The organism is Streptomyces cyaneochromogenes (genome assembly GCF_003963535.1).
GTDB lineage: Bacteria > Actinomycetota > Actinomycetes > Streptomycetales > Streptomycetaceae > Streptomyces > Streptomyces shaanxiensis.
On the sequence record NZ_CP034539.1, the window covers coordinates 615,880 to 636,568 of the forward strand.

General features: G+C 71.0%; 19 protein-coding genes. 9 read left to right on the forward strand and 10 right to left on the reverse strand.

The window, feature by feature from the left end:
• Positions 1-3 precede the first annotated feature (3 nt).
• Positions 4-435, reverse strand: a complete 432-nt coding sequence (locus EJ357_RS02470; RefSeq protein WP_126388142.1) for an Hsp20/alpha crystallin family protein — start codon at positions 433-435, stop codon at positions 4-6.
• 125 nt (positions 436-560) lie between these two features.
• Between EJ357_RS02470 and EJ357_RS02475 the strand changes: the two genes are divergently transcribed.
• Positions 561-1,205, forward strand: coding sequence for a type III effector protein (locus tag EJ357_RS02475; RefSeq protein ID WP_126388144.1), 645 nt, complete (start codon positions 561-563; stop codon positions 1,203-1,205).
• 104 nt (positions 1,206-1,309) lie between these two features.
• Here EJ357_RS02475 and EJ357_RS02480 read toward each other — a convergent pair whose 3' ends face one another.
• The 3 genes from EJ357_RS02480 to EJ357_RS02490 form a co-directional block, all read right to left on the reverse strand.
• On the reverse strand, positions 1,310-1,603 hold the full coding sequence (locus EJ357_RS02480; protein ID WP_175647285.1) for a transposase: 294 nt from the start codon (positions 1,601-1,603) through the stop codon (positions 1,310-1,312).
• Between the two features lie 257 nt (positions 1,604-1,860).
• Positions 1,861-2,187, reverse strand: a complete 327-nt coding sequence (locus EJ357_RS02485; RefSeq protein WP_126388148.1) for a hypothetical protein — start codon at positions 2,185-2,187, stop codon at positions 1,861-1,863.
• 150 nt (positions 2,188-2,337) lie between these two features.
• On the reverse strand, positions 2,338-3,234 hold the full coding sequence (locus EJ357_RS02490; RefSeq protein WP_126388150.1) for a GNAT family N-acetyltransferase: 897 nt from the start codon (positions 3,232-3,234) through the stop codon (positions 2,338-2,340).
• A gap of 504 nt (positions 3,235-3,738) precedes the next feature.
• On the opposite strand from EJ357_RS02490, the gene EJ357_RS02495 reads away from it, so the two are divergent.
• Both EJ357_RS02495 and EJ357_RS02500 read left to right on the forward strand, forming a co-directional pair.
• Positions 3,739-4,947 (forward strand): beta-1,3-glucanase family protein, encoded by a 1,209-nt coding sequence (locus tag EJ357_RS02495; protein WP_126388152.1) that lies wholly within the window; start codon positions 3,739-3,741, stop codon positions 4,945-4,947.
• Between the two features lie 212 nt (positions 4,948-5,159).
• Entirely contained in the window at positions 5,160-5,366 is a 207-nt protein-coding gene (locus EJ357_RS02500; protein ID WP_126399118.1) for a hypothetical protein, read from the forward strand.
• A gap of 137 nt (positions 5,367-5,503) precedes the next feature.
• Here the strand turns inward: EJ357_RS02500 and EJ357_RS02505 are convergent, their stop codons facing one another.
• Complete coding sequence (locus EJ357_RS02505; protein WP_126388154.1) at positions 5,504-6,625, reverse strand: sulfite oxidase; 1,122 nt, start codon at positions 6,623-6,625, stop codon at positions 5,504-5,506.
• A gap of 144 nt (positions 6,626-6,769) precedes the next feature.
• Between EJ357_RS02505 and sthA the strand changes: the two genes are divergently transcribed.
• The 4 genes from sthA to EJ357_RS02525 all read left to right on the forward strand — a co-directional run bounded on the left by sthA (position 6,770) and on the right by EJ357_RS02525 (position 12,860).
• On the forward strand, positions 6,770-8,173 hold the full coding sequence (sthA, locus tag EJ357_RS02510; protein WP_126388156.1) for a Si-specific NAD(P)(+) transhydrogenase: 1,404 nt from the start codon (positions 6,770-6,772) through the stop codon (positions 8,171-8,173).
• A 278-nt stretch (positions 8,174-8,451) separates the two neighbouring features.
• Positions 8,452-9,924, forward strand: a complete 1,473-nt coding sequence (locus tag EJ357_RS02515; protein ID WP_126388157.1) for an APC family permease — start codon at positions 8,452-8,454, stop codon at positions 9,922-9,924.
• An 11-nt stretch (positions 9,925-9,935) separates the two neighbouring features.
• Positions 9,936-10,895, forward strand: a complete 960-nt coding sequence (locus EJ357_RS02520) for a hypothetical protein (RefSeq protein WP_126388160.1) — start codon at positions 9,936-9,938, stop codon at positions 10,893-10,895.
• A gap of 576 nt (positions 10,896-11,471) precedes the next feature.
• Positions 11,472-12,860, forward strand: a complete 1,389-nt coding sequence (locus EJ357_RS02525; RefSeq protein WP_175647286.1) for an alpha/beta fold hydrolase — start codon at positions 11,472-11,474, stop codon at positions 12,858-12,860.
• A gap of 41 nt (positions 12,861-12,901) precedes the next feature.
• Here EJ357_RS02525 and nicT read toward each other — a convergent pair whose 3' ends face one another.
• From nicT to EJ357_RS02545, 4 genes are all read right to left on the reverse strand, one after another.
• On the reverse strand, positions 12,902-14,080 hold the full coding sequence (gene nicT / locus EJ357_RS02530) for a Nickel transporter NicT (protein ID WP_126388164.1): 1,179 nt from the start codon (positions 14,078-14,080) through the stop codon (positions 12,902-12,904).
• A 171-nt stretch (positions 14,081-14,251) separates the two neighbouring features.
• The gene (gene prcB / locus EJ357_RS02535; protein ID WP_126388166.1) at positions 14,252-15,106 is read right to left on the reverse strand and encodes a proteasome subunit beta; all 855 of its coding nucleotides are present in this window, start codon (positions 15,104-15,106) and stop codon (positions 14,252-14,254) included.
• Positions 15,107-15,241: 135 nt separating this feature from the next.
• Positions 15,242-15,535 carry a hypothetical protein gene (locus EJ357_RS50450; protein ID WP_323377791.1) on the reverse strand — a complete coding sequence of 98 codons (294 nt, stop codon included), beginning with the start codon at positions 15,533-15,535 and terminating at the stop codon, positions 15,242-15,244.
• A gap of 305 nt (positions 15,536-15,840) precedes the next feature.
• Positions 15,841-17,337 (reverse strand): hypothetical protein, encoded by a 1,497-nt coding sequence (locus EJ357_RS02545; RefSeq protein ID WP_407698462.1) that lies wholly within the window; start codon positions 17,335-17,337, stop codon positions 15,841-15,843.
• A 133-nt stretch (positions 17,338-17,470) separates the two neighbouring features.
• Here EJ357_RS02545 and EJ357_RS02550 point away from each other — a divergent pair, with 133 nt between their 5' ends.
• Positions 17,471-18,151, forward strand: coding sequence for a nucleoside/nucleotide kinase family protein (locus EJ357_RS02550; protein WP_126388168.1), 681 nt, complete (start codon positions 17,471-17,473; stop codon positions 18,149-18,151).
• Positions 18,152-18,155: 4 nt separating this feature from the next.
• Positions 18,156-18,761: a hypothetical protein gene (locus EJ357_RS02555; RefSeq protein WP_126388170.1), complete on the forward strand. Its 606-nt coding sequence runs from the start codon at positions 18,156-18,158 to the stop codon at positions 18,759-18,761.
• A 27-nt stretch (positions 18,762-18,788) separates the two neighbouring features.
• Here the strand turns inward: EJ357_RS02555 and EJ357_RS02560 are convergent, their stop codons facing one another.
• The gene (locus EJ357_RS02560) at positions 18,789-20,642 is read right to left on the reverse strand and encodes a hypothetical protein (RefSeq protein ID WP_126388172.1); all 1,854 of its coding nucleotides are present in this window, start codon (positions 20,640-20,642) and stop codon (positions 18,789-18,791) included.
• Positions 20,643-20,689 lie beyond the last annotated feature (47 nt).

Genomic DNA, 20,689 nt, shown 5'->3' on the forward strand with positions numbered 1-20,689 from the left:
GGCTCAGCCGGAGATCTCCTTATGGCCGGTTCCGATGCCGATGGAGATCTTGCGGGGCTTGGCGCGCTCGGCGATCGGGATGCGCAGGGTGAGCACGCCTGCGTCGTAGTCGGCCTGGATATGCTCGGTGTCCAGGCTGTCGGCGAGCACGATCTGGCGGGAGAAGGCGCCCAGAGGCCGTTCCGACAGCTCCATCTGCACGTCGTCGGCCTTCGTCACGGGACGGCGCTCGGCCTTGACGGTCAGCATGTTGCGTTCGACGTCGATGTCGATCGCGTCCGCGCTGACGCCGGGGATGTCGAAGGCCACCACGTACTGGTCGCCCTCGCGGTAGGCGTCCATCGGCATCGGGGACGGCCGGGACCAGGTGCCCGGGCCCATCAGCTGCTGGGCCAGCCGGTCCAGCTCACGGAAGGGGTCAGTGCGCATCAACATTGGAAAACACCTCCAGAGGTTCGGGCAGTGGCTGCCAATGCGCCTCACTGACACCGTTGTAACATGTCATCCAATGGATGACAAACTCGATGTCGTCCAAGCGATGACGAGAGAGGGAGGTGCCCATGACCCCGGTCGATCAGCCGGCATCGTCCAGCACCGACACACACAGCCCGGCGTCGTTCCTCGCTGCTGCGGCAGCCCTGCATGCCATAGACGACGCCCTGCATGCAGCCCGGCACCAGGACCCCGGCACTGCCGAGAACCACGACATCGGCCCGGAACAGGCCCTGGCCTCGCTCCTGCTGCTGCGCCAGGTACGCGAGCAGCTCGCCGGATGGGAGACCGGCCTGATCGAAACCGCCCGCCACGCGGGCGCCAGCTGGGCCGACCTCGCCCAGCCCCTCGGCGTCGCCAGCCGCCAGGCCGCCGAACGCCGCTACCTGCGCGGCCGGCCCGGCCCGGCCGGAACCACCGGCGAACAACGCGTCCAGGCCACCCGTGAACGCCGCGCCGCCGAACGCACCACCGCCACCTGGGCCCGCCGCAACGCGGCCGACCTGCGCCGCATCGCCGGCCAGATCACCGCCCTCACCGACCTGCCCACCGCGGCCCGTCAACCGCTCAGCCGGCTCCACGCCGCCCTCTCCCAGGACGACCCCGCCGAGCTCATCCGCCCCCTCAATGACACCCGCCCCCACCTCACCCCCGACCTCGCCGCCCAGCTCGATGCCCTTACGAACTCCGCCACGAACCCGGCAGCCCCTTAGTGTTCGAGCTGGTAGTCAGTTCGAAGCGTGATCGCCGCACGTAACGGCCCCACCCCGGCGACGATCCTGCGACCTGAACCGGGATGCGGGACCGATCATGTGATTCAGGCGGCGGCCTGCGGCATCACGTAGCCGTGGGGGCCGCCGCGCCGTTCGGCGGGACGGTTCTTGCGACGGGTGAGAGGCCGGCTCATCAGCGTGATCGCCGCCCACTTGATCAGCGACTCGCTCATCTCGGGCAGCCGTTCGTGGTCGCGGCAGTGACGGCGGGCCCTCATGATCCACGACCGGCCCCGTTCCACTGCCCACCTGCGAGGGAGCACGACGAAGCCCTTGGCGTCCGGCGGGCGCCGGACCGTCTTGACGGTGATGCCGAGGTATTCCTTCGCCCAGGACACCAGATCGTTCTTGGCGTAGGCCTGGCCGGAGAGGGTCCGGGCCTACAAGGGGCTCTCGTGGCATGGGAGGTGAGCACACCGAAGACCTCGCGCAGGACGGACACCGCCTGCCCGGCCGGCGTGAGCATCTCAGCACCAGCACCAGCACCAGCACCAGCGGCATCGCCATCGAGTCGCTGTCAGCCAGGACAACGGCGAGCCGGTCGCCCGCATCGCCTCACGCCCCGGCCTGTTCACCGGCCCGACGGACTGACCGATCAGTCCTCGAACGGCTCGTCGCTCCACCGGAACCACGCCCTGTAGCCGTCGACATGCAGCAGGAACTCGGCGACGGGACCTTCGGGTGAGGACAGGGAGACGCCTCTTCGGATCTCGTCGTAGACCGCCTCCCATTCACCCCTGCCCTCATCGAGGTCCCGCTCCAGCAGGGCGAGTTCACGGGCGAACAGATCGCGGACCGCGGCGTACCCCGGGCCGGGTGTGAACCGGCCCGACAGCCAGGGGAAGTCGGCGTCGTCGATCAGGATCTCCCCGACCGGCCCGTCGCCGCCGCGCACATGCCAGACCTCGCCCTCGAACGCCATGCCCGCCTCCCGTACCCGCTGTCGATCACACCGTCGGCCAGCATGCCACCCGGCACTGACAGACGGTCCGGACCCGCCGAAGGTCCGGACCGCCTGCCGTTCACCGCCCCTCGGGTCCATGCCTCTGCCGGCCCTCGGGGCTACGCCTCGCTACGCCTGGCCCGCCGCATGGAAGTTGATGCGTTCCTTGGCGACGGGGAAGCCCGCCCTGGCGAAGTTCGCGGCCATGGGGAAGTTGCCCAGGTCCGTGCTTGCGCTGACGAACTCCGCGCCCTGCTGGACGAGGAAGTGGGTGCACTCCGCGAGGAGGTCGTAGGCGTAGCCGTGGCCGCGCTGTTCCGGGACGACGCCGATGAAGCCGATGGTCGGGCCGGAGGGGTTGTGGGCCGGGATGTGGATGCCGGCGAGTTCGCCGTCCGGGGTGTGCGCGACTTGCCACCACTCCCGTGGGGACGGGCACCAGTGGAAGAAGTCGAGCTCTTCCTGGGCCGCTTGGTCGAGGCCGCCCTCTTCGATGGCCCGCAGGGCGTGGGCGTCGAGGGTGGCGGAGTGGATGCGGCGCAGCGCGTCGAGGAAGACCGCGTCGTCCGGCTCGGCGCCGAAGCGCAGGCGCCCGGGACGCTCGGGCAGACCGAGCTCGGGGGTCCAGCGGTACAGGAAGCGTTCCACGAGGAGTTCGTAGCCCGCCGCCCGCGCGGCTCCGAAGCGGGCCTCGGCGGCGGCCTTCAGGGCGGGATCGTCCCGCCAGCCGCTGGGCAGGTTGATCTCGAGTTCGACCCGCCAGGGGACGGAGCGCAGGAGTTCGGCGCCGGCCTCCTCCTCGCCCTCGGCCACGTCGAACCAGTTGATGTTGACGGGCTCCGAGTCGTCGGGGCCGCCCCACCAGGCGCCGCGAGCGACGACCGTGCCGTCGCGCAGGGCCACCCGCTGCCACTCGGGGCGGAACCGGGTCCGCCGGTGTCCCTCGCGGGCGCCGAGCGGGTCGGGGTGGGCGTCGAAGAGATGGGCGTCGCTCGCGGTGAGCGCGCGAATGACCAGGTCGGTCACGGATTCCTCCGGGATAGATGCTGTGTGGAGCGCTCCCGGTCAGCTCTCACGAACCACGCCGGGGCAACGGGAGAGGGAGCGCTGGAGAGGTGTGAACTGCACGGCGCTCGCCTCCTTCCGACCGTCTCAGGGCGTGGAGCCACACCGTACGTGATCTTTCGGGAGTCGGTCCACGGAATTTCCCGGCACTTCGCAGAGGGTTCTCCGAAAGCTTTCCCTGCCGGTCGGGAGCGCTCTCAACGGCCTGTTGGGCTTAAGTGAGCCTTAGGCAAGGGTTAAGCGGTCGTGCCCATCCTGTGGTCTTTCAAGTTCCCCCAGTTCAGCGGGATTTGGGACGCCGCCGCAACCATTGGCCCACGCCGGAAGGGTGCGTACCATCGGGGCCCATCGGTGGTGGCGACCAGGGATTGAGAGCGCTCTCAGACCTCAGACCGACCGCTCTCCCGCCTCCGTCTCCCCACCGAGACCCAAGCACCCGCACACGTACTCCGGGAGACCCCCCACATGACATCCCGCCATCAGCGCCATCTCGGTCGACGCAGGCTGCTCTTCGCTCTCGGCGGCGCGGCCGTGGCCGTCCCCACCGCCGCCACCGTGGCTCCGTACGCCCTCGCCGGCACACCTGCGGACGGCGACACACGGGCCGCGGCGGCCGCACTGCCGCTGACGATCGTCAACGACAGCGGTTCCTTCGGCAACGCCAGCGTCCACGTCTACATCGTCGGCAACCAGGACGGCAGGCAGGTACGCGTCACGCCCGACGGCACCCTCGCTCCGATCGCCCTGTCGGACAACGGCTCCGACGGCTTCACCGATTACGCGATCAGCCTGTCCGGCAGTGGCGAGACCCGGCTGTCCCTCCCCCAGATGTCCGGCCGGATCTATGTGTCGCTCGGCCAGAAGCTCAAGTTCAAGGCCGTCGCGGACGGCAACGGCAACGCGGCGCTCCAGTACCCTGCGGGCTGGGTGACGTCGGACCCCAACTACCCGGTGGTGCACGACTGTGCCGAGTTCACCTTCAACGCCGCCGGCATGTTCTGCAACACCACCATGGTCGACATGTTCAGCGTGCCGCTGAGCATCCGGCTGACCGGCGCCAAGGACCAGACGACGGGCACACTGCGGGCCGGCGGGCGCGCGGCCGCGTTCGCAGCGGTCCGTCAGGTCGAGGACTTCGCGCGGCTCGTCGTGGACGACACGCGCGTCATCGCCCCGGGACACGGCCTGGACGCCGGCCTGTTCGCCGAGGACTACCTCGCCCCGTACATCGACGAGGTGTGGAGCACGTACACCGGACGGGACCTCACGGTCACCACCAACGCGGGTACGTTCACGGGACGGGTCCGCGGCGACCGGTTCACCTTCGACGGGCCCGCCCAGGTCTCCTTCGGCAAGCCGTCGACCCGGGACGTGCTGTTCTGCGACGGCAGCCTCGCCGCCCCCAACGACGGCACGACCGGCCCCGTCGCCGCCGTCCTCGGCGCAGGATTCAACCGCTCGACGCTGCTCAGCCATCCCGCCCAGCCGACGACCGACCCCGCCACCTTCTACCGCACCGACCTGACCAACCACTACGCCAAGGCGATGCACACGGCGACGGAGGACGGCAAGGCGTACGGCTTCGCCTTCGATGACGTGGCCGACTTCGCGTCGTACATCCAGGACACGGCGCCGACGGGGATCCGGCTGACGCTCACGCCCTTCGAGAGCTGACGAGAGGGGCCGCCGGGCCCGGTGGATGCGAGGTGCCCGGTTTCGGGCGTTTCCCCGCGGTGCGCAGAGGTACTCCTGGTGTCCAGGGGGCCTCAGTGCACAGCGGGTCGGCGCCTCCGGATGCAGGGTCCGCTCCGGCGTTGAATGGTGTTAACAGACCCGATGACCGCACCGGGCCCGAAGAAGTCATCCGGATCCGAGGAGCAGAGATGATGCCGACGTCCCAGCCCGAAACATCCGGGCCGTCCGAGGAGCGCGCCACCCCGGACGACCTGCTCCACGCCCGCACCGGCACCGAAGTGTCACCCGAGGACATCGTGCTTGCCTCAGGCAAGGACATCACCCCACGCAACCTGGAATGGGCGAAGCGCAAGCTTGAGGCAGAGGGTCCCTCCGCCCTCGACAAGCTGCTGCCCTAGCCGTACCGGCCATCCGCACGGGTCGCCCTCGGGTGCGGGCCGGCACCCGGGGCGGCCGTGTGCGCCTGCCGCGGCCCGCCCGCGGCCCGCCCGCGGACCTCATCCCGCGACCCGCCCGCGGACCTCACCCCGCAGCCTCACCCCTCGTCCACACACAGCACCGGCACCCGCTGGACGACGTTGTTGGCGAAGCCCCCGCGGTTCCACAGCTGCTCCAGTGGCTGGCCGTGTCCCTCGGCGTCGGTGGCCCGCGCGCTCAGCACATGGTCGCCCGGGGTCGCCGTCCAGTCGTACCGCCAGCGGCGCCACGCCCACCGGTGGCCCGTGTCCGGCTCCAGCTCGGCCTTCCGCCAGGTGCGACCCGCGTCCGAGCTGACCTCGACACACGTCACGGGCGCCCGCCCGGACCAGGCACGCCCTTCCAGAGCCACCCGGCCGGGCCGGACCACCCGCGCCCGGGACATGAAGTCGGGGAAGCCGGGTGGGACGAGCAGGGCGCGAGGGGCGATGCGGGTGACCGGCTCGCCCTCCTCCTCACGGTGCCGGCGCAGCCGGTAGGCCACGGCCTGCTGGAACCCCGCGAACGGCACGTCGGTGACCTCGACCTCGCGCAGCCACTTCACGTGTGCCATGCCGTACCAGCCGGGCACGACCAGCCGTAGCGGACGGCCGTGCTGCGGGGGCAGCGGGGCGCCGTTCATCGCGTACGCCACCAGCACCTCGGGGTCGCCGGCCGTGGCCACGTTCAGGGGGAGCGCGCGCCGGTAGTCCTGCTCGACGCCGCGCTCGACCCCGTGGTCGGCGCCGGTGAAGACCACCTCGACCGCCTCGGGCTCGACTCCGGCCTGCGCGAGCAGCAGACGCAGCGGTACGCCCGTCCACTCGGCGGTGCCGACCGCCTCGACGAGCCAGGGCTGGCTCACCGGCCGTGGGGTGAGCAGGGCCCGGCCGTTGCCCGCGCACTCCAGCGTGACCCGGGTGGTGACCTGCGGGAACGCCCGCAGGTCGGCCAGGTCCAGCCGCAGTGGGCGGCCGACGCGGCCGCCGATGGCCAGGTGCCACGGGGTGTCGTCGGGGACGTACGGGATGTCGTAGTGGGTCAGGACGTAGTGCAGGCCCGGTGGGGTGAGGTCGTAGCGCAGGGCTTCGAGTGGGAGGCCGTGGTTGCGGGTCGCGAGCGCCAGTTCGTCCCGGCCGATGCCCTCCTCGGGGGCGGCCAGCCGGGCCGGTGCGCTCGCGTCGGCGAGTCGATGCCCCATATCTGCATTATCGACCCGTATGCACGGTGTGGCACCGTGCGCCGGCGGTGGCGCAACTTCCGTTTCCCTCCCGGTACTTCACGCACGCAATGGTTGCCGACTCACCCTTTCGTAAGGGCCCCTCCGGCTGTCAGACTCCGGAGGGTGCCCGACTTCGACATGCTCGTCATCGGATCCGGTCCGGGTGGCCAGAAAGCCGCCATCGCCGCGGCCAAGCTGGGCCGCCGGGTCGCGGTCGTCGACCGTCCCGACATGGTCGGCGGCGTCTCCATCCACACCGGGACCATCCCCTCCAAGACCCTGCGCGAGGCGGTGCTGTACCTGACCGGTCTCACCCAGCGCGATCTGTACGGGCAGAGCTACCGGCTCAAGGAGGACATCACCGTCGCCGACCTCACCGCCCGCACCCAGCACGTGGTCGGCCGTGAGGTGGACGTCATCCGGAGCCAGCTCTCCCGCAACCACGTCGCCCTGTACGCCGGGACCGGCCGCTTCGTCGACCCGCACACCGTGGCCCTGCGCGAGGTCACCGGCCACGAGCGGCTGCTGACCGCCGAGCACATCGTCATCGCCACCGGCACCCGGCCGGCGCGGCCCGGCAGCGTGGAGTTCGACGGGCGGACGATCCTGGACTCGGACAACGTCCTGGCGCTGGAGCGGGTGCCGCGGTCCATGGTCATCGTGGGTGCGGGCGTGATCGGCATGGAGTACGCCAGCATGTTCGCCGCGCTCGGCAGCAAGATCACCGTGGTGGAGAAGCGCGCCGGTATGCTCGACATGTGCGACGTCGAGGTGATCGAGTCGCTCAAGTACCACCTGCGGGACCTCGCCGTCACGTTCCGCTTCGGGGAGACCGTCGCCGCGGTGGAGCGGCATCCGCGCGGGACGCTGACCATCCTGGAGAGCGGCAAGAAGATCCCCGCCGACGCGGTGATGTACTCAGCGGGCCGACAGGGGCTCACCGAAGGACTGGACCTGGACAAGGCCGGGCTGACCGCGGACCCGCGCGGCCGGATCACGGTGGATGAGCACTACCGTACCGAGGTGCCGCACATCTACGCCGTCGGCGACGTCATCGGCTTCCCGGCGCTGGCCGCGACCTCGATGGAGCAGGGCCGGTCGGCGGCGTACCACGCCTGCGGCGAGCCCGTCGGCCGGATGCACAACCTCCAGCCGATCGGCATCTACACCATCCCGGAGATCAGCTTCGTGGGGCGGACCGAGGACCAGCTCACCGATGAGTGCGTGCCGTTCGAGGTGGGCATCTCCCGCTACCGCGAGCTGGCCCGGGGGCAGATCATCGGTGACTCGCACGGCATGCTGAAGCTGCTGGTCTCCCCCGAGGACCGCACGCTTCTCGGGGTGCACTGTTTCGGCACCGGGGCGACGGAGCTCATTCACATCGGGCAGTCGGTGATGGGGTGCGGCGGAACGGTCGACTATCTGGTCGACGCGGTGTTCAACTACCCGACGCTCGCGGAGTCGTACAAGGTCGCGGCCCTGGACGCCACCAACAGGCTCCGGCAGATCGACCGCATCGGGGACTGAACCCGGCCTCGGGCTCCCCGGTGGCCCACATCGCCACCCCACGCGCCGTTCTGAGCCTCCGGCGTGCGCTCTTGAAGCCTCAATAATGTGGCTATCATCACTCGCACACACGGCGTAACTGCACGGCGACGCAACGGCGTACAGTGTCCGCCACCCCTTTTCGCCGCCCCTGCCCGAGGTCAACCCTCTCCGGTTCGTGGCGTTGTACCACCCCACCCCCCCATACGCGTCGGGGCCTGGTCGCCCCCGCGCCGTGCAAGACGGAGAGCAGCGCATCCATGAGCAACAACAGGGGCAGAGGGCTGCAGGCCAATGTCCTCGGTACGTTCGACACGGTGGTGATGGCGGTCGCGGGCAGCGCCCCGGCCTACTCGCTCGCCGCGACCACGGCGGTCCTCGTCTCGGCGGTGGGACTGGCCAGTCCGGCCGCTCTGCTGTACTGCGCGATACCGATGCTGGGCATCGCGCTGGCCTTCAGCTATCTCAGCCGCATCGACGTGAACGCGGGCGCCAGTTACTCGTGGGTGGGGCGGACGCTGCACCCCTTCCTCGGGTTCATCAGCGGCTGGGCACTGGTGATCTCGGCGACCATCTTCATGGTGGCCGGTTCCCTGCCCGCCGGATCGATGACGCTGGCCCTCTTCGACGAGCAACTCGCGGAGAACACCGCCCTGTCGACACTGGTCGGTGTCGGCTGGTTCCTGATCATGCTGTTCGTGGTGCTGGGCGGCGCCCGCCTCACCGTCCGGGCCCAGCTCGTGATGTCCGGTGTCGAACTGGCCATACTGGCCCTGTTCGCCGTACTCGCCCTCTTCCACTCGGACAACGCCCGGGCGTTCGACTGGTCCTGGCTCGGCTTCGGTCACTTCGACGGGGTGACGGGGTTCGCCTCGGGGGCGCTGATCGCCGCGTTCTACTACTGGGGCTGGGACGTCACCAGCAATCTCAGCGAGGAGACCCGCAACAGCCGCCGTACGACGGGCCTCGCGGGGCTCATCGGGGTGGGCATCGTGTTCCTGCTGTTCGAGGTGTTCACGATCGCGGTGAACGTCATCCTCTCCGCGCAGCAGATCCAGGACAACGACGCGAATGTGCTGGCGGTGCTCGGTGCGGAGATCTGGCCGGGCTGGGGCGGCAAGTTGCTGATCGTGGCGGTGATGCTGTCCACCATCGCCACGTTGGAGACCACGCTGATCCAGGTCACGCGTTCGCTGTTCGCGATGGGCCGGGACCGTACGATGCCGTCCGCGCTGGGCAAGGTGCACCGCCGGTGGAACACGCCATGGGTGGCGATCGCGGTGGTCGGCGTGGTGGCACTGGCGATGTTCATCGCCGCCAACTTCCTGGGCACGGTGGGCGACATCCTCTCCGACGCCATCTCGGCGATGGGGTTGCAGATCGCCGTCTACTACGGGCTGACGGGTCTCGCGGCGGTCGTCGCCTATCGCGGGATGCTGCTGAAGTCGGTGGGCAACTTCGTGTTCGGCGGGCTGTGGCCGTTGTTCGGGGCGCTGTTCATGTTCTGGATCTTCGTCGAGTCGCTGGGTGAGCTGAGCGGTTCCGCGATCGCCATCGGCATCGGCGGCCTCGCGGCCGGGCTGATCCCGATGCTCTGGTACTGGCGGCAGGGCAGCGACTACTACCGGCCGGCCAAGCTGGACGCCACGCGGACCGTCGAGGCGGACTGTGTTCCGGCCGGCGCGGGCGGCTCGAACTCCCTTGTCCACGAAGGTCTTTCCACCGACTTCTGAGGGAGCCCTCGATGGCGAGAGACCGCTTCGCTCCCGACTTCGACCCCGACTGCGGGGACGCGCCCCTCACCTGCGCCCGTCAGGACATCGTCATCGGGCGCTGGCAGGGGCTGCGGGAACTGCTGCGTGCCACCGGTCCCGACTGGCTGGTGCGCGGCCACCGGGTCCGGCTGCTCGCACAGGCCTGTGCGGGCAGTTCGACGGTGGAGTCGTGGCTGGCCGCCGAACCGCACAGCTCCGACGCGCTGGTGCTGCGGGCGGCCACGGAGACGACCCGGGCGTTCAATCTGGCGATCGCGGCGGGCCGGGGTGTGCCGATCGACCAGCACCGCATCGACACCGCGGTGCTGTCCTGCCTCAAGGCCGCGGACTCCTACCCGGACGACCCGACGCCGTGGATCTCGCTGATCTCCGTCGCACGGCTGTATCCGGCGGGCGTACGGCGGCAGGAACTGGGGCGCTGGTGGGACGAGTTGCACCAGCGTGACCCGTTCAGCGTGGAGGGGCATCTGCAGGTGCTGCACTACTACTCCTCGCGCTGGCACGGCACCCACGGCCTGATGTACGACTTCGCCCGCGACGCGGCCGGCGTCGCCCCGCCCGGCTGCCCGCTCCCGGTGCTCGTGCAGTACGCCCGCGTCGAGGAGTTCCGCTACGCCCTGGACGCGGCCAAGGGACAGCACGCCTCCATGGGGCTCGGCCAGCACTGGAGTCACGACGGCGCGGTCAGCGACGTACGCCGGACCTGGGAGCGCTGGATCACGAACCGCGCCTCCGCCGACGTGGCCCCCGGCGAGCTGCGCGACCTCAACTACCTGGCACACGCGGCCTGTCAGGCGGGCGTCCGCGACATCGCCGCGGCCCTGTTCCGGATGCTGGGGCGCCGGGCGACGCGGGCTCCGTGGGGGTACACCGGCGATCCGGAGAAGCAGTTCGTCAGGTGGCGGGGGGAGGTGGGGCTGCGCCGGTGAGCGGCTGTGCGACCACCGTGACGACGAGGACCCTGCGCAGGGCGGCAGCCGTCGGCGCCGACGTCCAACGCTCCTTCCTTCAGGCAGCCTTGGTCCACGCAACCTGAGTTCTTTTCAGCAACTGCCGTGCATTCCTCGGTGAATGAGGAGCAGTGTCATCGCATGTGGTCGCTGGGACCACGGTGGCGCCAGAAGCCTCCAGCCTCCAAGTCCTGTGACAGTTCGGGGACATGGGCGGCGGACACTACCCAGGGTGAGGGTGAAAGCGCTGTCCGCCCCTGCGCGCCGATGTGCCACCTGTGCGCCAGTGCGCGGGGCGCTCCCTACGTGCCTGCTGGGCAGACTGATGAGAGTCGGCTTCACCCGCGTCCAGCGGCAGGAGGTTTGGGCATGGCGGTACCGCGCATGGGTCAGCGACACAGAGCGATCCTCCGGAGAATGGGCATACTGGCCGCCTCGATGAGGCGCGGGCGACAAGCGTGGACCGAGGGGCGCCGAAGGCCCTCAGGCCGGACGAAGTGGCTCCTGCTGGGCGTCTGCCTGATCGTGACTGCCTTCGGCTCCAGCACAACGTCGATGGCCGCTGCCACCAAGCCGTCGGCCCAGCAATGCGACGAGGTGCCGACCGGCGTCGCCGCCCGCGACCACTGGCTGAGGTTCAGGGTGCCGCCCGGGCTCATGCCGGACCCTCAGTTCGACGGGCGCCCCGCGAGGATCCAGGTGCATCGCGTTCAGCCGGTGTACGCGAACGGCAAATGCCCTGGAGTGCCCAACAGGGCCGCAGTGCTGATCCACGGCCGCTCCGTCACCGCCTCGCCGCTCTTCGACCTGCGCCACCCCGCCCCGGAAGGTGACTCGCTCAGCGTGCAGGACGGACTCGCGCGGGCGGGAATCGACACCTTCGCCCCGAGCCTGCTCGGCTACGGCCACTCGACGCGCTTCGACGACGGCCTGAACGATCCCGCCAACGCGAGCCTCAGGCCCTACAACCCGGACGGCACCTGTTCGCACCCCGAGGGGTGCGACCGCACCCACAACCCGATCTTCCCCCTCGATCAACAGGGGACTCTGCTCATGCCCAATCCGCTGGGCGAGGAGAGGCGCGCACACTCAAGCAATCACCGCTTTGCCGGCACCGACGTCTGGGTACGCGACATCCGCCAGGTCATCGACGACGCCATCACGCGCGCGCAGCCCACGGACGGCAAGGTCACCCTGCTCGGCCATTCGCTCGGTGGGCTGCGCGTCGGGCGGACCCTCTACGCAGCCAACCCCAACCCACTCCTTCCCGGAAGCTCTGACGTCATCGCGAAGGTCAACCGTGCCGTGTTCATGTCGTCGCTCTTCGGTGTACCGACTGAGGAGACGGAGCCTTCGACGGGCTTCGTCACGTACCCGCTGACGCTCGACCGCCGCCCGGGGGCACCGGTGCTGCCGCCGGATCGCGAGGCCGTGTGCACCGGGCGTGTCGTGCCCGGCAGCCAGGATCAGTTCTGGGAGCAGATCATGGAGCAGGACACCGAGGGGCGGAACTGGGGCGGGAGCGACCCCGGCAACCCGACCGGCCTCAACCGCTCGCCGACGTTCTCCAGCTACGGCTGGAACACCGCCGTCGCGGGGCAACTGACCCCGCCCACACTGGTCATCCACGGTCTCGAGGACGCCACCGCGCCGCCGGCCAACGCGTCCGCCATCTTCAACGCGCTCCCGGCGTCGATGACGAACAAGGTGCTCGTCCAGGTCGAGTGCGCCAGCCACCAGATGCCGATGGAGGGCTGCTCCGGCCCGCGCTGCACACCGGAGTCCGGAACCCCCTACGGCGGGCGCCCCGGTGAACCGTGGGCCGGCCCCCATGCCACGGTCAAGGCGGCACTGACCGAGTGGATCAGGAGCGGGACCTTCAACGGCTCCGCGAACGGACAGTTCACCGTCGACGAAAGCGGTGTGGCCAACGCCGGACCGTAGAGCGACCCAGGGCCCTCAGTTGGCAGCGGTGACAGCCGCGGTCAACGCCTGGGGTGCAGGCTCCGGGGCAACCCGGAGCCTCCACCCGTATCTGGCCGTCCCCACTTCTCCTCGATCCGCCCGACCCGCCACACCAGCAGGGCGACGACCCACGTCACGACGAAGAGGCCCACGACCACGAAGCCGGCGGTGTTGAGGTCGAGGCCGGCGATCCGGTTCCAGAACGGGCCGTGCAGGGCGAGGCGGTCGGCGAGGAGGCCGAGGAGTTCGACCGTGCCGATGAGCAGGGCGACCGCGACGGACAGGCCGGTGACGATGAGGTTGTAGTAGACCTTGCGGACCGGCTGGGAGAACGCCCAGCCGTAGGCGAAGTTCATGAACGTGCCGTCGATGGTGTCCAGGAGGGACATGCCGGCGGCAAAGAGGACCGGCAGGCAGAGGATCGCGTACCAGGGCAGACCGGATGCGGCACCCGAGCCGGCCAGGACGAGCAGGGCGACCTCGGTCGCGGTGTCGAATCCGAGGCCGAAGAGCAGGCCCAGCGGGTACATGTGCCAGGGCTTGGTGATCGACCTGGTGGCGCGGCCCAGGAGGCGGTTCATGAAGCCGCGGTTGTTCAACTGCTCTTCGAGGGCCGCGTCGTCGTAGCTGCCCGAGCGCATCCGGCGGAACACCTTCCAGATCCCGGCGAGGACGACCAGGTTGATCGCCGCGATCAGACAGAGGAAGGCTCCGGAGACCGTCGTACCGATCAGACCGGTGATGTCGTGGAGGCGGGAGTCGTCGTCACTGACCGGTCCGGCCAGGGTCTTCACGCCGAGGGAGAGCAGCAGCGCCAGGGCGAAGACGACGCTGGAGTGGCCGAGTGAGAACCAGAAGCCGACCGACAGCGGCCGCTGCCCCTCCCCCATCAGCTTGCGGGTGATGTTGTCGATCGCCGCGATGTGGTCGGCGTCGAAGGCGTGCCGCATACCGAGGGTGTACGCGGTGACGCCGATGCCGATGCCGAAGGACTGCTGACCGATGCTGTAGTGCTCGGGCGCCACGACAGCGACGAGGGTGAACCACCCGATGACGTGCAGGGCCAGCACGAACGCGGCCATGCCGCCGACCCTGCTCCACTCCTGCCGCGTCATGGAGGTGCGGACGCGGTGCCAGGCCGTGCGCCGCGAGGGGGCCGTGGCGGGGAGGGTCGGAGTGGAGTCAGGGGCAGCCGTCATCGGGGAGGGAGCGTCTTTCTTCCGGAGGGCGGCTGCGCTGTACAGCCTGCGGCCATCCTCCGGTACTTGCAAACCATGTGCAGTAAAGGCCGCGGCAGTTCTTCCCCATGGAAACCAAACCCGCGGGCCATGGAGAGGGAAAGCGCGCAGGGTCGGGACGGCGGACGGCCGTCAGGGAACGGCGTTCGGGCCGTCCGGCCGCCTGCGGCGCTGCTCCACCATCTCCCGGCTCAGATCCTCCGTCTCCGCGTCGGTCAGCCGCTCGAAGCCGTCCTGGGTGATCACCGAAACGCTGGGGAAGATCCGGCGGTTGATGTCCGGTCCGCCGGTCGCCGAGTCGTCGTCGGCCGCGTCCCACAGTGCGTGCAGCGCGGCCAGGGCCGCCTCGTGCCGGGACATGCCCGAGCGGAACAGCTTCTTGAGGGCGCCGCGGGCGTACGGCGACCCGGAGCCCTCGGCGTGGAAGTCGTACTTCTCGTACGGTCCGCCGGTGACCTCGAAGTCGAAGATACGGCCCCGCGCGCCCTCGGGCGCCCTGGTGTCGTAACCGGCGAGGAGCGGCACCACGGCGAGACCCTGCATGGCCTGGCCGAGGTTCTGCCGGATCATGCCGGCCAGGCGGGACGCCTTCGCCTGGAGGGACATGGGGATGCCCTCGATCTTCTCGAAGTGCTTCAGCTCGACCTGGTACAGCTTCACCATGTCCAGCGCGAGCCCGACGGTGCCGGCGAAGGCGACCGCGGTGTGGTCGTCCGCGGGATGGACCTTCTCCAGGTCGCGCTGGGCGATGAGGTTGCCCATGGTGGCCCTGCGGTCGCCGGCGATCAGTACACCGTCGCGGTAGGTGAGGGCCAGCACCGTGGTGCCGTGCGGGAAGCGGTCGGGTGCGGCCCGGACGCCGTCGGGGAAGGGGCGGCGCATGGGCAGCAGGGCCGGGCGGTGTGCCGCCAGGAAGTCGGTGAACGACGAGGTCCCCGGAGTGAAGAACTCCTCCCCCAGCCGCCCCTCGTGCTCAGTGCTCGCCATGGCACTCCCCCTCCGCCGTTCGGCCGACAACCGGACTCCTACCTGAACGGGCCGACCGGGAAACGCCTTTGGCGCTCACAGGGCCCGACGCCGGACGAGCACCCCGAGCACCACCAGCCCGGGAAACAGCGGCAGTCACACGGTCAGCAGCCGGTGGCCGAGCACGGCGGAGTCGGCCACCGCGGCCGGTGCGCCGACGGAGGTGAGGGCGAATGCGAGCACCGCTCGAGGAAGCCGAGCGCCGAGAGTGGGCAGCAGGGCGGCCGCGGTACTGGCGGCGAGGTGGAGCAGTGCCACGCGGGCGGGCGCAAGGGGCAGCGCGACTGCCCGCGTGGCGACGACGAGCGCGCCGGCGGTGCCCTCGACCACGACCGCCGTGCCCGCACCGGCGACCGGAATGCCGCAGCACATCAGGAAGTGCAGGCTCACCGCGCCCGCCGGGCAGAACCTGGTTGGCGTCGGAGGTGGCGAACGTGCCGCGACGAGCCACTCGAGGGCAGTCGCCCGGGCACCGCGCCCTGCTGGGCGAGCGCCGCCCAGGGCCACGTCGCGAGGGTCGCCGCGGTGGCGACCAGGAGCCGGCCGTGGTCCGAGGCGGCGAGCCGGACCGCGCCGGATTAAGGCCGGCCAGTGACGCCTCGCCGGCCGGACCACGGCGACCAGCACGGTCAGTGTGAGGGCGGTGTGCCAGTAGGCGCGTCCACGCTTGGGTTTGGCGAGCAGCTCATCCGGCGTCATGCCCGTCCGCCCGCGCCCGGCGCCGGGGCGATGCGGACCTCAAGGCCGTCGAGGCGGTGCCGCTCCCAGTCGCGGGCGTACCGGGGCGGGGTGCCGCCGGGGGCGGTGAGGGCGCCGACCGGGATGCTGCGCGTGGTCCGCAGAATCTCGGCCGTCGTGGTGTTGGCGTTGTGGCCGCGGGTCGCGCCGGACGAGCAGCCGGTGTAGTAGGCGACGGGGATGGCCTCGTGCCCGGTGAGGAGGCAGGGCGGGCGTACGCCGAGGCGGTGGAGCTCTGCGGCGGAGCGGGCCCAGTCCTGGCGGCCCGCGGTGCTGCGCTCCACGGTGCGGTCCAGGACGGCGTACTGCACGGCCAGATGTCCGGCCAGCCCGACGCCGATCACGGCGGCGGCCGCCGGGCGCCACCGGCCGTTCGGTCTCTTGGCCAGGTGGAGCAACGCGTCCGCGACCGGGATGGCGAGCAGGGCGTAGGCCGGCAGGAGGAAGCGGGGCGCCGCGTATCCGATCATGAACAGGTACGGGAAGGCGGCCGTCGCGGCGCAGAGCAGCGGGACCGCGGTGCGGGTGGTGCGACCGGCCAGGACGGCGATCGCCAGAGCGCAGGCGGCGAGCAGAGGCAGGACGAACCACCAGGCGTAGACGACCGGGTGGGGCATCTGGCCGTCGCAGGGCCGGCACAGGGTGCTGCCGACCAGGCTGCGCACCTGGTCGTCGACCGCGAGGTTCCAGCCCAGGTCGCCCTGGATCCGGGAGGCCTGGTTCAGCCGCTCCCGCAGGCCGCCGTAGCTGACGAACGCCTCGATCACCCACTCGGCGCCGCCTGCCACGAGGCCCGCCGCCAGGGCGATCCCGAGCCCCCGGTGCCGTGCCGCGACCGCGAGGACGAGCAGAGGGAGCACGATCCATACGGCGTCGGTGGGCCGCATCCACGCCATCACCGCGGCACCGGCCAGGACGCCCCACAGGGCCCGTCCGTCGAGGCGGTCGGCGCGGGCGCGCAGGAAGCAGCCGACGCAGAGCAGGGCGCCGAACGCGACCCAGAGGTTGGGCATGGCCTGCGGGCCGTAGAAGAGGGTCACCCACAGGGTGGCGAACAGGGCGCCCGCGCCGGCCAGGACGCGGGGCGGGAACAGTCCGCGCCAGGCGCGCAGGGCCAGGTACAGGGCGAGTCCGGACAGGACGGCGAGATAGACGCGCAGCAGGGTCGTGGACGAGGACCAGGAGGCGACGGGCCACACCAGCAGCGAGACGCCCCGCGCGCGTGGTGCGCTGAAGAAGGCGGCCGGAGCCTCGGTGCCGACCTGGCTGACGTACACCACCTCGTCCCAGCCGAGGCCCATCGTGGGCCGCGCGAGGAGGAGTTGGGCGAGGGTGAAGGCACCGGCCACCGCCGCGAGCAGGCCCTCGCCGCGCGCTCGCCAGGACCCGCCGGGCATGGTCGCCGCGTAGCGCCGCTCCATGCTCGTGAGCATGGGCTTCGTGCCGTGCGTCATCGTCCACCCTTCATCCCTGCAAGTCCAAATCCCTACAAGTCCGAAAACAGGCACAAACTAACCCGTAAGGGATGTTGACGCAGTGTGGAGTTCGGCCAGGTGCCTGATGCCGGCGGGTGACACACTCTGCGGTGTGAGCCTGACCTTCGACGATCTCCTCACCCGCGCCCGGTCCCTGCCCCGGGACGGCCGCCGCGCAGTCCTCGGTGTCACCGGCAGCCCCGGCGCGGGCAAGACGACGCTCGCCGAGCACCTGGTGCGGGAGCTGAACGGTGCCGGGGACCCCTGGGTCGCGCATGTGCCCATGGACGGCTTCCACCTCGCCGACGTCGAACTGGACCGGCTCGGCCGCCGGGACCGCAAGGGCGCGCCGGACACCTTCGACGCGGCGGGGTACGCGGCGCTGCTGCGGCGGCTGCACGAGGAGGCCGGTGGCGACACCGTGTACGCGCCCGGCTTCGAGCGGGTCCTGGAGCAGCCGATCGCGGGCGCCGTTCCGGTGGAGCCGACGGCCCGGCTGGTGGTGACCGAGGGCAACTACCTGCTGCTGGACACGGGCGCGTGGGCGCGGGTGCGCCCGCAGCTGGACGAGGTGTGGTTCTGCGAGCTCGACGAACCCGAGCGGATCGGGCGGCTGGTCGCCCGGCACGAGGAGTTCGGCAAGGCCCACGAGCAGGCGGTGGCCTGGGTGCTGGGCTCGGACCAGCGCAACGCGGAACTGGTCGCCGCGACCCGCGACAGGGCCGACCTGGTGGTGCCGGGCACGGCACTGCCCCTCCCGCGGGAGACGCCGGCCGCCCGCGCGAAGGCCTGACCGGATGGGGCTGGACATCACGGTTGTGGCCGTGGACTGGGAGCGGCTGGAGTCCACGCCGGTGAGTGAGCGGCTTGCGCTGCTGGAGGAGGCCGCGTTTCCCGACGTCGACCTCGACTGGGACGCGCCGCCCGAAGCGGGGTGGGTGTGGCCGGAGGTAGCGGGTCCGCACTGGTGCGGCCGGTACGCGTTCCGCTGCACCAGCGGCTCGTACAAGCCGCACTTCTGGGCCGGGGAGGCCTGGGAGGACGTACGGGACTTCGCCGCTCCGGCGCTCAGGGAGAGCCTCGACGGGTTCCTGCGGGGCCTGTTCTGGCACGACGACCCCGCGCCGCCGCCGCTCGACGGCCTCCTCCACGGCGACCCCGGTCCCCGGCGGCCCGGCCTGCTCGTCGCGTGCCCGCCGAAGGCGGTGGCGGAACTGGGCGCACGGTGGGCCACCGCCGAACCGCTGTTGGACGGACTGCGCGAGGTGTACGCCGTCCACGCCGCGCGTCCCGGCGGATGGATCGAGGACTTCGACGCGTTCGCCGTACTGCTCCGCGAGTGGGCCGCGGTCGTGGGCGAGGCCGAGCGGCGGGGGTGGGGGCTGCTCGGCCTGCCCTGGTGACCGTGACGGGCGGCGGCGCCCGGTGGCCTACTCGGCCCGCAGGGTCAGCTCCGGCTCCCCGTGCGCGTCGCCCGCCGCCTCGCCGATCACGGCGGTGAACGCCTCGGTGCGGACGGCCAGCCCTGAACCGTCGTACGCGAACGTGGGCGCGAACCCGCCCGTCGGTCCGTAGCGTACGGCGAAGACGTGCAGGTCCTCCGGGGCACCGGGGGCCGGTTCCGCCTCCAGGGCCGTCGAGCCGACCAGGTGCCGCCAGCCCTCGTCGGGGTTGCCGTAGCCGCGGGGGTCGGCCGCCAGGGCGAAGGCCGCCTCTTGCTGGGTCCGTTCCGCGCGGGCGTCGAAGTGATCCGCACCGTCCGACTCGGGGTGGGTGAGGCGGAGTTCGCCCGCCGACGTGACCTGGCCCTGCGCGGTCCGGCGCACCCGGTCGCCGTCGTCGGCGGCGTACGGCAGGCCGGCGAGCAGATACGGCGTTCCGGGCAGCCGTTCCACCGCGACGGTCGTCCAGAGGCTGGTGCCGTCGGTGACGTACAGGGACCGCACATGCCGCAGGACGTGATCGCGGCCGACGACCGGCTTGGTGACCAGCTTGGCCGCGAGGCCGCCGGCGCGGACGTCCCTGACACGGACCTCGCCCATGGGGCGGCAGAACAGGAAACCGTCCGCCACCGGGCCGAAGCCGTGCTGCCGGTTCACCGCGGCCGGGAGGTAGTACGTGCCCGCCGCCTCGACCAGCGACGGCGTCATACGGTCGTCGAAGGCCACCGAGACCGTCCCTGCGCGGAGTTGGTGGCGTGTGGGCGTCGTGGACGGCGTGCGGTGCCAGCGGGTGCTGTCCTGGATCTGCCAGACCAGCATCCAGGCGAAGTGACCGTCGACTCCCCCGTCCGCCTTGACCGCATGCCGGCCCCAGCGGGTGTCACCCCGGTAGCGCCCCAGGTCGGAGCCGATCCGGGCGCCGAAGTAGCGCAGCCCGAGGACCGACTCGAAGCCGCTGTGCTGCTCGCTGTAGCGCGGACCGCCGTTGTCGAAGCCGCCGCCCGTGAGGCGGGCGTCGACGTAGCGGGCGAGTGCGTCGCCGTCCTCGGCGAAGATCTCCTCGCCGCTGATCCGGTGGGCCTGGGCGAGGAAGGACAGGGAGATCGGGCCGTAGTTGTTGTCGTAGGCGCCGCCGTGTTCCGGAGGCAGCAGTGCACCGCGGTCCGCGACCCGGTGGGCCCGGATCCTGTCGGTGTACAGGGCGATCGCGCGCGTACGCATCTGCTCGCCCTGGTCCGGCGGGAGATGACGGGCCAGCATCAGCCCGCCGACGACGCAGCCGATGGCCTGGTTGCCGGCCTCCTGCGGGTTGAAGAAGGTCGCCTCGGTGAGCCAACGCCAGTAGCCGTGCGCCACGTCGAGGAGTTCGGCGCGCTGTCCGTCGTCGACGAGGCCCTCGGCCAGGTCCAGCACATCGACGGCCTGGAGGAGCGCCCACACCGTGCTCGGCCAGTCGCCGATGGGGTGCGCGCCGGAGGCCAGGGTGTAGCGGGCGTAGGGCAGACCGGAGTCGCGCACCGTCAGGTTCGGGTAGCCGGGGTTGTCCCCGGTGTAGACCCGCTCGCGCAGATGGAAGGCGAGGCTGCGGCGCACCGCCTCCGGCAGCCTGGGGTCCTTGCCGCGCTGCCAGGCGAGGGCGAGGAGCGAGGTGATGCCGAGCGATGTGTCGCCGATGTCGTCGACGCAGTCCGGGTGCTCCAGGTTGCCCTCCGGCGTGAGCCGGGCCAGGGCCTGCTCGACGACGTCGGCGAGGACCGCGTCGTACGCCTCGGGGCTGTCCGGCAGATCGTGCAGCGGGCCGCGCTGGTGCGGGAGGTGTACGGGAGGGGACGTGAGGTCCACGGGGATCAGCCCTTCATGCCTGAGATGGCCATGGCGTGGTGTGTCGG

Bases quoted from the DNA above. Each gene is read 5' to 3' on its own strand.
- EJ357_RS02470 (WP_126388142.1), bottom strand. From the start codon at position 435: ATGTTGATGCGCACTGACCCCTTCCGTGAGCTGGACCGGCTGGCCCAG.
- EJ357_RS02475 (WP_126388144.1), top strand. From the start codon at position 561: ATGACCCCGGTCGATCAGCCGGCATCGTCCAGCACCGACACACACAGC.
- EJ357_RS02485 (WP_126388148.1), bottom strand. From the start codon at position 2,187: ATGGCGTTCGAGGGCGAGGTCTGGCATGTGCGCGGCGGCGACGGGCCG.
- EJ357_RS02495 (WP_126388152.1), top strand. From the start codon at position 3,739: ATGACATCCCGCCATCAGCGCCATCTCGGTCGACGCAGGCTGCTCTTC.
- EJ357_RS02500 (WP_126399118.1), top strand. From the start codon at position 5,160: ATGCCGACGTCCCAGCCCGAAACATCCGGGCCGTCCGAGGAGCGCGCC.
- EJ357_RS02505 (WP_126388154.1), bottom strand. From the start codon at position 6,625: ATGGGGCATCGACTCGCCGACGCGAGCGCACCGGCCCGGCTGGCCGCC.
- EJ357_RS02515 (WP_126388157.1), top strand. From the start codon at position 8,452: ATGAGCAACAACAGGGGCAGAGGGCTGCAGGCCAATGTCCTCGGTACG.
- EJ357_RS02520 (WP_126388160.1), top strand. From the start codon at position 9,936: ATGGCGAGAGACCGCTTCGCTCCCGACTTCGACCCCGACTGCGGGGAC.
- EJ357_RS02525 (WP_175647286.1), top strand. From the start codon at position 11,472: ATGGCCGCTGCCACCAAGCCGTCGGCCCAGCAATGCGACGAGGTGCCG.
- nicT (WP_126388164.1), bottom strand. From the start codon at position 14,080: ATGACGGCTGCCCCTGACTCCACTCCGACCCTCCCCGCCACGGCCCCC.
- prcB (WP_126388166.1), bottom strand. From the start codon at position 15,106: ATGGCGAGCACTGAGCACGAGGGGCGGCTGGGGGAGGAGTTCTTCACT.
- EJ357_RS02545 (WP_407698462.1), bottom strand. From the start codon at position 17,337: ATGACGCACGGCACGAAGCCCATGCTCACGAGCATGGAGCGGCGCTAC.
- EJ357_RS02555 (WP_126388170.1), top strand. From the start codon at position 18,156: ATGGGGCTGGACATCACGGTTGTGGCCGTGGACTGGGAGCGGCTGGAG.